At 41.5% G+C, this 12244-nt stretch carries 11 protein-coding genes; 4 read left to right on the forward strand and 7 right to left on the reverse strand.

Going from position 1 to position 12244, the window contains the following annotated elements; all coding sequences use genetic code 11:
* Positions 1 to 256 precede the first annotated feature (256 nt).
* From K2P83_RS14020 to K2P83_RS14035, 4 genes are all read left to right on the forward strand, one after another.
* The gene (locus K2P83_RS14020; protein WP_292930248.1) at positions 257 to 541 is read left to right on the forward strand and encodes a hypothetical protein; all 285 of its coding nucleotides are present in this window, start codon (positions 257 to 259) and stop codon (positions 539 to 541) included.
* Between the two features lie 152 nt (positions 542 to 693).
* Positions 694 to 906, forward strand: coding sequence for a hypothetical protein (locus K2P83_RS14025; protein ID WP_292930250.1), 213 nt, complete (start codon positions 694 to 696; stop codon positions 904 to 906).
* A gap of 646 nt (positions 907 to 1552) precedes the next feature.
* On the forward strand, positions 1553 to 1786 hold the full coding sequence (locus K2P83_RS14030; RefSeq protein ID WP_292930252.1) for an HDOD domain-containing protein: 234 nt from the start codon (positions 1553 to 1555) through the stop codon (positions 1784 to 1786).
* The gene (locus K2P83_RS14035; protein WP_292930254.1) at positions 1783 to 2412 is read left to right on the forward strand and encodes an HDOD domain-containing protein; all 630 of its coding nucleotides are present in this window, start codon (positions 1783 to 1785) and stop codon (positions 2410 to 2412) included. Before K2P83_RS14030 ends, K2P83_RS14035 begins: the two co-directional genes overlap by 4 nt.
* Positions 2413 to 2458: 46 nt before the next feature.
* Here the strand turns inward: K2P83_RS14035 and ald are convergent, their stop codons facing one another.
* The 7 genes from ald to K2P83_RS14070 all read right to left on the reverse strand — a co-directional run.
* Positions 2459 to 3574, reverse strand: coding sequence for an alanine dehydrogenase (ald, locus tag K2P83_RS14040; RefSeq protein ID WP_292930256.1), 1116 nt, complete (start codon positions 3572 to 3574; stop codon positions 2459 to 2461).
* Between the two features lie 21 nt (positions 3575 to 3595).
* Positions 3596 to 4336, reverse strand: coding sequence for an SDR family oxidoreductase (locus K2P83_RS14045; RefSeq protein WP_292930258.1), 741 nt, complete (start codon positions 4334 to 4336; stop codon positions 3596 to 3598).
* 85 nt (positions 4337 to 4421) lie between these two features.
* The gene (locus K2P83_RS14050; RefSeq protein WP_292930260.1) at positions 4422 to 6539 is read right to left on the reverse strand and encodes an HlyD family efflux transporter periplasmic adaptor subunit; all 2118 of its coding nucleotides are present in this window, start codon (positions 6537 to 6539) and stop codon (positions 4422 to 4424) included.
* Positions 6540 to 6542: 3 nt separating this feature from the next.
* Complete coding sequence (locus tag K2P83_RS14055) at positions 6543 to 7895, reverse strand: biotin/lipoyl-binding protein (RefSeq protein WP_292930262.1); 1353 nt, start codon at positions 7893 to 7895, stop codon at positions 6543 to 6545.
* Positions 7896 to 7898: 3 nt separating this feature from the next.
* On the reverse strand, positions 7899 to 8873 hold the full coding sequence (locus K2P83_RS14060; protein WP_292930264.1) for an HlyD family efflux transporter periplasmic adaptor subunit: 975 nt from the start codon (positions 8871 to 8873) through the stop codon (positions 7899 to 7901).
* Positions 8874 to 9023: 150 nt separating this feature from the next.
* Positions 9024 to 10559 carry a diguanylate cyclase gene (locus K2P83_RS14065; RefSeq protein ID WP_292930266.1) on the reverse strand — a complete coding sequence of 512 codons (1536 nt, stop codon included), beginning with the start codon at positions 10557 to 10559 and terminating at the stop codon, positions 9024 to 9026.
* A gap of 5 nt (positions 10560 to 10564) precedes the next feature.
* Positions 10565 to 12244: hypothetical protein (locus K2P83_RS14070; RefSeq protein WP_292930268.1), on the reverse strand; the 1680-nt coding region annotated here is incomplete at its 5' end.

Here is a 12244-nt window from a genome sequence, read left to right on the forward strand (position 1 = left end):
GGTAATTCCATCTTCATCCTCCATTTCATGTCTTCATTTTATGAAACTTCGGACTCCATGAAAATCAGCATACCTCAAAGTGCATTTTGAGCATAGCCGGATTCGTCAAGGAAGTAGATCTAAGCCCTCCCAGTGTTCTTTCTCCCCTTTGAGCACTGGGATTTACTTTTATAGGTGAATTTGTGTGGAGATACGCAAAACGCAATAAACCTTGGCCTACGTTCTTTCTAAATGATGCACGCAGTTTCCGCTCGCCATGATTGGCTACGACAAAGCGTTTAATTTAATAACTGGAGTTAGAATGTTTAATCCTAATATTTCAAAATCATTAATTATTTGTTTAATACTTATCCTTTCCGGCTGCGGCATCTTCAATAAATCAAAAAATAATGATTCGGCGCAGAAAACTCATTCGGATTCCCAAGCCACAGAGTCCTCTGACTCTTCAAAAAGCTTAGTACCTCCGGGATTTGGAGAAACTCCACGCAACCCAGGGGGCTATAATCCAATTAATCCAGCTGGTGCAGGGGCTGGATATTGATATTTGTATATCATCCATTTTCATTTAATAACCCGCTCCGGCGGGTTTTTTATTTCCAAAAGATAACAATCAAATGTGAGGTATCGCACCGACCAGGAACGCTAATTTTGAGATTATCAAATTTAATGTGGTTAAAAATAAGGAGAAGAAATATGCAAAAGGATAATTACGTATCACTTAAAGAAGAAAAATTCAAAATACTACAAAAAGACGTATCTCGTTCAAAAAACGAAAATTCAAAAAAAACTCATCCCGAAGTTGTCTCTTATGAGGATCTTATTCCTGACGATTTTCCTCCCAAAAAAGACCCGGGCGAAAAAGTTGCTTTTGACAAGAATCCTCATGAAGAAACTCACCGCGAATAGAAAGTTCCCGCAATATTCGTATTCATTTTATGGGCTGGTGTTTTTTCATTTTGACTTAAAAAAAGTCAGGAAAATGGGAGGTACATTTCAAAATGTGAGTAACTTCGTAAGTAATTTTTACTTCACAAAAAACCAGACGCCCATGGATAGTTGGTTTCAGGCGATGATATGAATCCCTATATCGAAAAATGTTTAGCGGGTTTTTGTTATCTGCAGACAATCATGTTAAATGTAAGTAACTACAATTCTTATAGAATATGCGAAAACAAGTCCATCAGTGGAAAGTAGTGCCACATTGCTGAAATACCGAACTTATTTATACTATTAACCTATATGTTTCATATGAACATACCATTTAGAATGTTTGTGTCGAGTTAATGCAATTAAATAATAGTCATGGCATCTATTGTGAGCTTAAGCTAAGCTGAGACTAGTTTTCCAGTATCAAGTTAAGTGAATACAGAATTTCCTATCCTGTTTTAGAGTCCTTACAAAAAGACCTAGATAGTTGGCTCTATTATTCTAATCAGAACAGAGTGTAGCAAGGTAAAATTTTCAATGGAAAAATCCCGATTAACTGCACGATTGGATCTTAGCCGACACAAATTAGTATTTATTTAGATTAGTTAAGGCGAAGGAGGTGTTGATGGAAAAGAAAGCTTTATTAAGTGCGCTGGCGATTGAAGTCGAGCGAGGAAAATTATTCTTTCCCACTTCGGCGACTGCCACTCTCCAAATCAAAAAAATGCTTGAAGACACGGATTGCGATCTCGATGCCGTGACTCGGCTGATACAGGCCGATCCCCTCTTATCAGTAAAGATCGTGGCTGTTGCTAATTCTGTCGTTTTTAATCGTTCCGGGAAAAAATTACCAGTGTGAGTGCAGCAATCACCCTTTTAGGGCTCCGTACCGTTCGAAATTTAGCAATGGCTGTCATTACGCAGCAACTTGCGGGAACGCAATCCAAAAGTGAATTGGTTACCCAATTATGGCAACATTCAGCCCATGTAGCTGCGCTCGCTCAGGTGATCGCCCGTAGAATTTCCCACAAGGATCCTGATACCGCAATGTTTGCTGGAATCATTCATGAAATTAGCTGGTTCTACTTGTTATCCCGTGAAAAAGCTTATCCGGGTTTGATTGATGGAAACATCGCCAATTCATGGGTTAACGATGACGATTTAGACGAGGATGACGAGCTCGCGTGTGAAATAAAGATTACTACAGCTATTCTCAATGCGCTTTCAGTACCGGAACCTGTTGCTGATGCCATTACGCACCTCTGGCAGGGTTCTTTAATATTTCCACCCGCTACGCTAGAAGACACGCTGCTGCTTGCTGATCAACTCGCACCGGTAAAATCGCCTTTTGCTCCGGCACAGACTCAAGCGAGGGATGATTTCTTAACTAAACTTGATCGATTAGCCAATCAACAAGCACTGGACGCTATCCTTGCAGAATCAGAAGAAGAGGTTAAATCGCTAACCGCTGCGTTGTGTGCTTAAAACTTGAAACTGCACACCATCAAACCACTGTCGACTACTCAGGCACTTACGTTAAGAGTTGCAGCGCGGGCATATACACCAAACCCAAATCACGCGCCACCGCCTCATGCGTCAACCGCCCGCGGCAAACATTCAGGCCGTTACGCAGATGCGGGTCATCCATCAATGCCTTGCGATAACCTTTATTGGCCAGTGTCAGAACAAACGGTAAGGTTGCGTTATTCAACGCAAAAGTAGAAGTCCGCGCGACTGCGCCGGGCATGTTGGAAACGCAATAATGCACCACGCCGTCCACGGTAAAAATAGGATCGGCGAGTGAAGTGGGTCTGGAGGTGGCAAAGCAACCGCCTTGGTCAATCGCGACATCGACCAGCACAGCACCACGATTCATACGGCTAACAAGCTCACGACTGACCAACTTAGGTGCCGCCCCTCCAGGAACTAGTACTGCGCCAATAACCAGATCTGCTGCTGCTACATACTCCTCCACGGCATCCACCGTCGAGAAAACAGTATTAATTCTTGAGCCGTACTGAAAATCCAGCTGCTGTAATCGATGAATGGATTTATCCAGCACAGTCACATGTGCTTCTACACCCATTGCGACGCGGGCAGCATTGGTACCGACAACACCGCCGCCAATGACCACGACACGGGCGGCCGGCACACCGGATACACCGCCGAGCAGCATACCGCGGCCACCTTGATCCAATTCTAATGCATGTGCACCCGCCTGAATCGCCATGCGGCCAGCCACTTCACTCATCGGCGCGAGTAACGGCAAACCGCCGAAGCTGTCGGTGACCGTTTCATAGGCTATGGCGATACACCCTGAATCGATTAAACCTTTAGTTTGTGTAGGATCGGGCGCCAGATGCAGATAAGTGAATAACACCTGCCCTTCGCGCAATAATGGAATCTCGGATGGCTGCGGTTCTTTAACTTTGACAATCAAGTCGGCTTTGGCGTATATCTCCTGTGGCGTCTCCACAATCTCTGCGCCTGCACCCAGATATTTGTCATCGCTTAAATCAATCTGGAATCCAGCATTTTTCTGTACCATCACTTGATGGCCATTCGCTTTCAGTTCACGTACCGCTGTTGGCGTCAAACCCACGCGGGATTCATGAATTTTAATTTCCTTAGGCACCCCGATACGCATTTGACTCTCCATTCCTCTCGATTAAATAATTCCGCCATTGACGCCAATATCCTGCCCAGTGATCCAGCGGGCTTCGTCACTGACCAGAAACAACACAATCTGGGCGATATCATCCGGTTTGCCAAGCCTTCCCAGCGCAGCCATCGCCGCCATGCGTTCGATATCCGTTGCAGTTTTGCCTGCGCGGAATAATTCCGTATCGACCGGACCCGGCGAAACGGTATTGGCTGTGATGCCTCTTTTCCCCATTTCACGCGCGAAAATCCGCGTCAATTGCTCCACGGCAGCTTTAGTTGCAGCATACGCGCCGTATTTCGGCAGCATTAGGCGCGTCACCGTACTCGAAATATTCACCACACGCCCATGGTCTGAGAGTCTTGTGCCCGCTTCGCGCAGTGTATAAAAAACGCTCTTGAAATTGACATCAACGATACGGTCGAACTCATCATCCCGGATTTCGACTATTTCCTTAAACAGCAGTATTCCGGCGTTATTCACGAGGATATCGATTTGCTTAAAATGTTCGAAAGTCGCATCAAATAGTTTTCGTACTTCATCCGAATTACTCACATCGGCTTGCACCGCCATGCATTCACCACCAGCACTTGAAATTGCCGCACAAACCTCGTCGGCAGCCGATTTATTTTGCACATAATTGATGACTACTTTTGCCCCGGCGTTGGCTAAAGTAAGCGCAATTTCCGCTCCGATTCCTCGCGATGAGCCAGTAACAATGGCAATTTTTCCATGCAGTGAATTCATTGACAATAATCTTTGAGGTAAGATTTGCTATAGATTAATAGCTGTTGTACTAGACTGAGAAGAAAATTGATTCCTCTGATCAAAATTAAAATCCACTTTCTCTTATGATGACGGACAATACAAGATCGTATAGCCTTTTAATCAAAAAAACCGACTGGCCTTCAATGCGTATATTACCTCTAATCTCCCGGCTTGGTACAGCCGATAAGATATTACTCAACTTAATTGCATAAGCTGTATTCTCGGGAATAGATTTACCATCTTTATGATTCTTCACAGCAACCTCGCCACCATACTGAGAGGAAAGATAGGTCAAATCAAGATTCTTAATATTTCCCCAATCAATCCTGCTGATAGAAGCAACCACTTTCGGCATTTGAGGATCCTCAGGATAAAATGTTGCTGTTTGGCCAATTTCGATTCTATTTAACTCACTGACCGGAACTATACCTTTTATTTCAGCCACCTCAGAATCAATAATAAAGAAAAGTGGAGTCATATTACTTAGCCATTGTTGTGACCTTAACGAATGATCCATCTCCGATACCACTCCAGAGAAAGGAGCACGCAAGATTAGTCTGGCCTGCCGCTTCTCAAGGCCTTCCAATTTTCCAGACTCCAACACAATCTGTTCCAAGATTACCTGTAAATCATCTTGATCTTGACGATTTGTTACTGCTCTTGCTGCTCGAAGCTTGAGTAATGCCAATTGTTTCTGTGTTAATTCAATCTCACTCTCAATTAAGGGCGACCGCAATACCATTAACACTTGATCTTTCTCGACCTTTTGTCCGCGTTCAATATCGATAGAAATAATCTGAGCCGACTCCGGTGAGTAAATTGAAGCGTAATTTGCAGAGGTTAATAAGCCGGGCAAATAAATTTTGGAATTCCAAGGAAACAACAACAATCCGATTACAATGATCAATGAAAGAAACCATAGCTTTATTCGAGTATTCTGCTGAATTTGACTCTTTAATATCCACCACCGCTTCAATTCTTTGTAAACAGGCATCACAATAAAATAAAATATCTCAATGATAAAAAGAATTAGCCCTAGCATCTTAAAAAAGAAATGATAAACCAGCAAAGCAATACCTAAATACAGAAGAAGCCGGTAAAACCAGGTAGTCCATGCATAACATACAAGCTTTAATTCCAGGTCTGGAGAAAAATGCTCGGGTTTATCTTCAATTCCGCCAAACAGCAGCTGACGCAACTTCCATTGCGCTAGCAAAAATGAGCGCTGTTGTAGATTTTCAGTGCCCCACCAATCAGACAAAATGTAATAGCCATCAAAACGCATGAATGGCGTTAAATTAATTACCAAACTGCTGATAATACTGGTCGTCGCAACAATGAAACAAACGCTCCGTAGCATGCCATCAGGCAAGAATGCCCATATAAACAAACATACGCCGACAAGTAGTAACTCATTAATGATACCCGCAGCTGCTACATGTATTCTTTGCTTTTTATCATTGAGCCGCCACGTATCGGACATATCACTGTACAACATCGGAATCATGACCATAAATGCTATCCCAATGCTTGGAACACGACACCCATAGTATTTTGCCGTATATGCATGCCCTAACTCATGAATAATCTTTGTTCCGATCAACGCCAATAGGTATACAAATGCACCCTTAAGAGTAAAAAAATGCAAAAATGTATTAACAAATATATCCCATTGCCTTGAAACAAAATAAACACCTAATAATGCAACTAATAAAGCAGAGTATATAAATGTTTTTGAATAAAATTTCTTAATAAAAGGATATGTACGATTAAGAAATACATCTGGTCTAAATAGCGGTACTCGAAAAAAAAGATAATGCCTCAAGATTCTTTGCAAGAAATTTTTGTGGGATGCCTGATGCTGCCTTAAATAGTAATCGAATTGCTGCGAGCAAGACTGAATCGTTAATTGATTTGTACTTAAAAAACCAATTAATTCTGACACATCTTCTTGAGTAGGAAGAAACGTAGTATTGGACTCGATATACTGAATTAAATCCCGACTATTTCCCAACACCCAATTACTCAACATTTGATAAACAAGCGCACCAACCCGATAAAAGCGATTATTTACCGGATCATAAATGGTCCAATTCTTGGATCCATCATAGCTATTCGGTGCGATAGATATTTGGATATCCTCGCGCAATTGAGGTAATTCCAAGATACCATCTGAAATCATTAGTTAGAAGCCCAAATATTGACGAATTGAAGACAATGGGCGTTTAAAAAGGTAAAAAAACAAACTGACATTTTCGCCGTAAATTTTTGCAGTACCTTGCCATCCGATCCTTAGATGACTTAATTTCTCAGTGGGTTCAGCTTCTACACGATAGGCAAGTAATTCCCCCGGAATGATTTCTGCTCGGAAACTTGCATACGTTACTTTTGCCTCGATCGAGTGCAAAGGATTAACATCCAGAAAAATTTTTACTGGGGAGCCCAACTGGAAATCTATATTATTTTCGACAGGCAAATGAATTAACAGCATTACTTTATCAATTTCTGTAACTTCCATTAATCTTTCTCCGGTAGAAACTGGTCGTCCGATTAATTCAGCTTTATCATTAAAAAGTAATAAGCCTTCTTTATTTGCAATGACATTCACGTGATCCAGCATTTCTTTAGCAAATTTTTTTTTGATAATCGCTAAATCAACTTTTGCCTTAAGCAACGCCACTTCCGCGTTATTTCGTGGATCTCCAAAAGCACCTTGCGTTGCTTTCTTCAGTTCGGCTTGAGCAACAGCAAGCGATTGCTCTGTAATAGCATATTCATTCCGATAGTTTGTATCTTCAAAACTCAACAGTAGCTGCCCACGAGTGATGATTTCATTGGGCTCAACCGAAATTGACACAATCACACCATCAATAGGTGCGCTGATGACTAAGGGGTCTTTAGCCACAACCTTCACAGGCCCTAATGTGCTGTTTTGAACCGGGATAACCAATAGCGTCAATATCAATAACAGTATTCTCCACAATATTTTTTGTGACAGGAGCCATGACTTGAAGCGCCGCTGCGGATTTTCGAAGTACCCCCAGGCGTGCGCATACACATCGGCTAAGCGCCTGAGTAAAAAGAGTTCCTCGTCATTCCAAACGGATTCTCTCTCAAACCAAAGAGAACCGATAATAGAACCATCTGGTAGTTTTAATAAAATCCATATGGGATAGGGTAAAGATAGATTTTTCCAATCCTGTTGAAGTTCTTCTGAAAGTTGCTCAGGTACAATTTTAACGAGCTGTTCATTATCACTTCTTTTACTAAGATCATGGATGACCTGCTCCATCCAATGAATTTTTGGTGTTGTACGGTCAATTAAAGTACCGCCAGAGATTCTGACGGCTTCAAAATGTACATTCTTGGATCCAATTGCCTTGAAAAGAACGGCATGCCGATAATGAATGAGTCGCCGGGTTTCATTAACGATAAAGTAGTGAAGCGAAAGCAAATCAACAGAACTACGCGCATCAGATTCAAGTTGCAACAATGTTGATAAGGTTTGATTGGATTCACCTTTTGGCGTATCTACCATGGCCTAAAGAGGAAAGTTGAGAACAGCTTTCCCACTCATGCCTGCTAATACATCCGGCACATCATCCTTAAAACTTGCAAAAATCCGTAGTGTCTGTGAAACGGGATCAACACGAGCGCCTATTCTTGAGATATAGCTTTCATAACTTTTACCTGTCTCATCAATGATGATTGGGAAATTCATTCCTGGCTGTAACCAAGCAAGCCACTTTGATGGAACAATCATTTCAATTTCAAGGCTACTATCATCCAAAATTTTCATAATTTCACGACCAGGCTCAACCACTTCAAGCGTATGCGCTTTAACTTCAGTCACGCGTCCATTCCATGGCGCTTTGATTGCACAATCCCAATTCCGAACCGTTAGTACATTGAGATCCGCCCTCGCTTTTTCATATTGAGATTTGGAAAGTTCAAGCTCGAGAGAACCCACTGCATTGAATTTTGATAAATCTTGATTATTTTTAAAAACCGCTTCTCTAGCCAAAGCTTCTGCTTCCGCGGCTCTTTCCTCCGCTCTTTGTTGAAGACAATTAAATCGAACGAGCTTTTCACCCTGTTTAAAAGAGTCACCTTCTTTGAAATTAATTTCAGATATTCTAGCGATTCTGTTACTCGATAATGTTAGTTCTCGAATCGGCTTGACCAATCCTCTGATCTCTACTTTTGAGGCTGATTCAATGAATTCAATATTGACTTTGTTCTCATCTGAGAACATACCATGAGGATTATTTGCGTTAGGAAACTCTACTGTATCCTTTGTTTCTTTTTTTCCAACTAACTTAATAGTCTCTTTTTTCTGTTGAAAAGCAGAAGGAAATCCGGTTTCGTCTGTCAAGTCTGCAAGACTGTTTGCCACGTAACCAAGAAAAACCAAGGCGAGTGTAAGGGCAATATAAAGGAACATCCTGAATTGGTTTAGTTTTTTCTCACACTTACACCAAGCTAATTCAAAGAAGTATAAAATCTGATAATACATACTAGAGCCTATGTAAGTAGATTAACTGCAATAAAATGCAATCTGTTTATGGGGAAATATAATAAACAGTCTACCTAACAACCCACCGATTCCTAGCCAGAAAAAAAGCGCTAATTACATCCTATTTTATTTTTCTTATCTCATTCAAGCTCACGCACTAATAGCTTGTGACTTAGAATCTAGTTCACTATTCCACACTACAACACGATTTCGTCCATTTTTCTTAGCAAGATATAGTGCTTTATCGGCTAGACTAATCAGTTCACTTTGGTTATGAATTCCAAACTGAATTGATGCCAGACCTAAGCTAATGGTAACGCGTTTAATCCCAATTACTTTGTAATCAGATGAATTTTCAACACTAAAGCGAAGTCTTTCTGCAATTTCCAAGGCCATTTCATTAGTGATGTTTGGCAGCATCAAACAGAATTCCTCGCCACCATAACGCCCCACAATATCGGTTTCTCGAAGATTTTCCTTAGCAATATTGGCCACCAACTTAATCACAGAGTCACCAGTTTGGTGTCCATAAGTATCATTAACCGATTTAAAATGATCAATATCGAGCATAATACAAACCAAGTTCTTATGATGACTAGTAGCACCTTCAAAAATCTTGTCCCCATAAGCGTGAAATGCTCTGCGGTTATAACACCGCGTCATTGGATCATTCTCTGCAAGAATTTTCAATTCATCATTTTTGCGAGATATCTCTTGCATTGATTGCTCATTAATTTTGAGCATAGATTCGAGCTCAAGATTTTTATATTCCAGTTCAGTAATATCATCAAAGGTTACCAATACACCTTTACGCACGTTATCATCACCCAATATTTCTGTGCAATTGACATTAAAGATATGTGGATTGACACCGCCAAATTGATACTTGAGCCGCTCGTTAGTCCTACTTTTCCCATTTCGTAATGTTGTCAGCCAGGGTAGTGTCCGGTTTTCTAGTGCTTGATCTTTATAATCCATACTCCAATCTAACTCAGAAGCTTTTCGACCAAGAAGCATTGTAATATGCAAGCCAATTTGTTCGCAGAACGCTTTATTTGCTAAAACAATCTGTCCATCTTCACTCAGAATGAGAATACCTTCTGACAAAGTATCAAATGCTCGCCTTACTCGCTCTGGAACAACCTTAGATGGATCAAGGTGTTTTAGAATTCTTTTCAATAAAAATAAATAACCTATAAAACATGCAATTGCAATATAGATCAACATACTCCAGAAAGAATTTTTTATACCACCCCAATCAGTCAGATCGGATTCCGATATAAAACTTAACTCAACCACCCCCCAAACTTGATCATTCTGCATGATAGAAACTTGTATCTTATCCGCTGATTTTTCCTGATTTGTCACGCTTCTCCAGCTAGCTGCATGATCACCAACCGTTGCGAAGTAGGAACCATCAGGTCTACGGATCGCAGCAGATCTTATTTCAGGATTAGATTGTATGATTAAATTCAATCCGGCTTTAATTTGCTTGAAATCATTTCTTTCCGCCGCCAGTGCAAACTGTGCAGCAACTGTTCGAGAAAATGACTTGCGTGCTTCTAGTAAGAGTTGTGATTTGTCAGGAACGATTCCAAGTAGTTCACCCATTAATAGCACACTCATTAATACAGCTACTAAAGCTATACTGATTCGAGTTGTTGAATGGATAATTGCTTTTCTCATGTCTCTTATTGTTTTGGATCTGATTTATTAAAAATCTCTTCATACAGAGCCAATTTATTTTTTAATATAGCTTCTTCTACCTCAGCTTCCTGTTTATGAGAGTTTGTTGAATGATCCAGAATGGCCAATGGGTCAATACTCTTAACAGTTGGAAATACAGAAAATAAGCCAACAAAAAAAGCACCTGTTCGTGTCAACCATGCAGCTGCCAGTGCTGTCATTGATAAACCTGTTGCTGCAACTATCTGCAAGGTTAATTCTTCTTCTCTCAGATTTTCCTGAAACTCATCGTCCAATTGCGTCACTTCAATCCAGAAATTTTTATCTTTTTGTGTGTAATCAATTTCACTTGAAGGTAGAGAGGAAAGTGCAGTCTCAGTAATTACCTGCAAGCTTAGGTAATTCTCAGTAACAAATCGTGTGGCCTTATTCGTTAATGCACTATCGACCTCTCGACTTTGAGAAGTACTACGATTGATTCCAAGGTGATTCGCCGGTTCGCCTAAAGAGGTTTCTGTATCGGAAGCTTTCCCATCAATGAAATAAGTAGAAACAAATGATGGTGCCATTTGAGGTGAAGAGGTACTCAACTGCGTGTTATCAACTAAACCAGAGACCGATATGGGAAGAATTGTTGGAGGCAGATTTGGTATCACAGAAATAATTATCGGTAGCATTGGTTCAGGCAAAAGCGGTGGAACCAAAATAGGTGATGACTCAGGCTCAGGCAATGGAACAGGAACAGGAACAGGTAATGGAATTGAAATATCAATAAAATCAATATCAGATGCACCATTACTATCAATACTCGAAATCGTTAATTTCTCTAAACCAGAAAACCCTGTATTGGCTTGATAATAAAGTGAAGATAAGGTGCTGTTAATATCCGCTTGCGAACCTGATAATGTTAGCGTGTTGCTGCCATTGATTCCACCGCTGATGCTGGCAGTTCCAAATAATGTAACAGTCAGCATGCCATTTGTCACTTGTAACTGTATCGATGCCAAATTACCATCAACATCATTAACCGAGATGCCATTTAGTGCGAGTGAACCATTTATTGCCGCAGTTTTTGCTCCCGGTACCGTGTTCACCGGCACGTCGTTGACAGCGGTCACTGTAATCGCCACCGTATCCACATCCATCCCGCTATTACTGTCGGTGCTGGTGATGGTGAGGCTGTCGGCCCCGTTGAAATTGGCCATCCCTTGATAACTGAGGCTTGCCAGCGTGGCATTGATCTCCGCTTGCGTACCCGATAATGTCAATGTGCTGCTGTTGTTCGCACCACTGGTAATGCTGGCCGCACCGGATAATGTCACGTTCAATGTGCCATGCGCCACCGCAAGCTGTACTGTAGCTAAATCGCCATTTGCATCCGATACTGAAATTCCGCCAAGCACAAATGGCGTATCTTCAACGGCATTCTGCGCTCCAGGCACTGCGTTGACAGGTGCAACATTACCTGCCGTAACAGTGATACTCACAGTATCAATGTCGCTTGCCACTGCGCTGTCAGTACTGGTCACCGTGAGCGTATCGCTCCCCGTGTAACCGCTGTCGCCTTGATAAATCAAGCTTGCCAGCGTGGCATTGATCTCCGCTTGCGTACCCGATAATGTCAATGTGCTGCTGTTGTTCGCGCCACTGCTAATACTGGCCGCACCGGATAATGTCACGTTCAA

The organism is Nitrosomonas sp., from assembly GCF_019752415.1.
Classification (GTDB): Bacteria; Pseudomonadota; Gammaproteobacteria; order Burkholderiales; family Nitrosomonadaceae; genus Nitrosomonas.

Bases quoted from the DNA above. Each gene is read 5' to 3' on its own strand.
- K2P83_RS14030 (WP_292930252.1), top strand. From the start codon at position 1,553: ATGGAAAAGAAAGCTTTATTAAGTGCGCTGGCGATTGAAGTCGAGCGA.
- K2P83_RS14020 (WP_292930248.1), top strand. From the start codon at position 257: ATGATTGGCTACGACAAAGCGTTTAATTTAATAACTGGAGTTAGAATG.
- K2P83_RS14055 (WP_292930262.1), bottom strand. From the start codon at position 7,895: ATGGTAGATACGCCAAAAGGTGAATCCAATCAAACCTTATCAACATTG.
- K2P83_RS14025 (WP_292930250.1), top strand. From the start codon at position 694: ATGCAAAAGGATAATTACGTATCACTTAAAGAAGAAAAATTCAAAATA.
- ald (WP_292930256.1), bottom strand. From the start codon at position 3,574: ATGCGTATCGGGGTGCCTAAGGAAATTAAAATTCATGAATCCCGCGTG.
- K2P83_RS14045 (WP_292930258.1), bottom strand. From the start codon at position 4,336: ATGAATTCACTGCATGGAAAAATTGCCATTGTTACTGGCTCATCGCGA.
- K2P83_RS14060 (WP_292930264.1), bottom strand. From the start codon at position 8,873: ATGTATTATCAGATTTTATACTTCTTTGAATTAGCTTGGTGTAAGTGT.
- K2P83_RS14065 (WP_292930266.1), bottom strand. From the start codon at position 10,559: ATGAGAAAAGCAATTATCCATTCAACAACTCGAATCAGTATAGCTTTA.
- K2P83_RS14050 (WP_292930260.1), bottom strand. From the start codon at position 6,539: ATGATTTCAGATGGTATCTTGGAATTACCTCAATTGCGCGAGGATATC.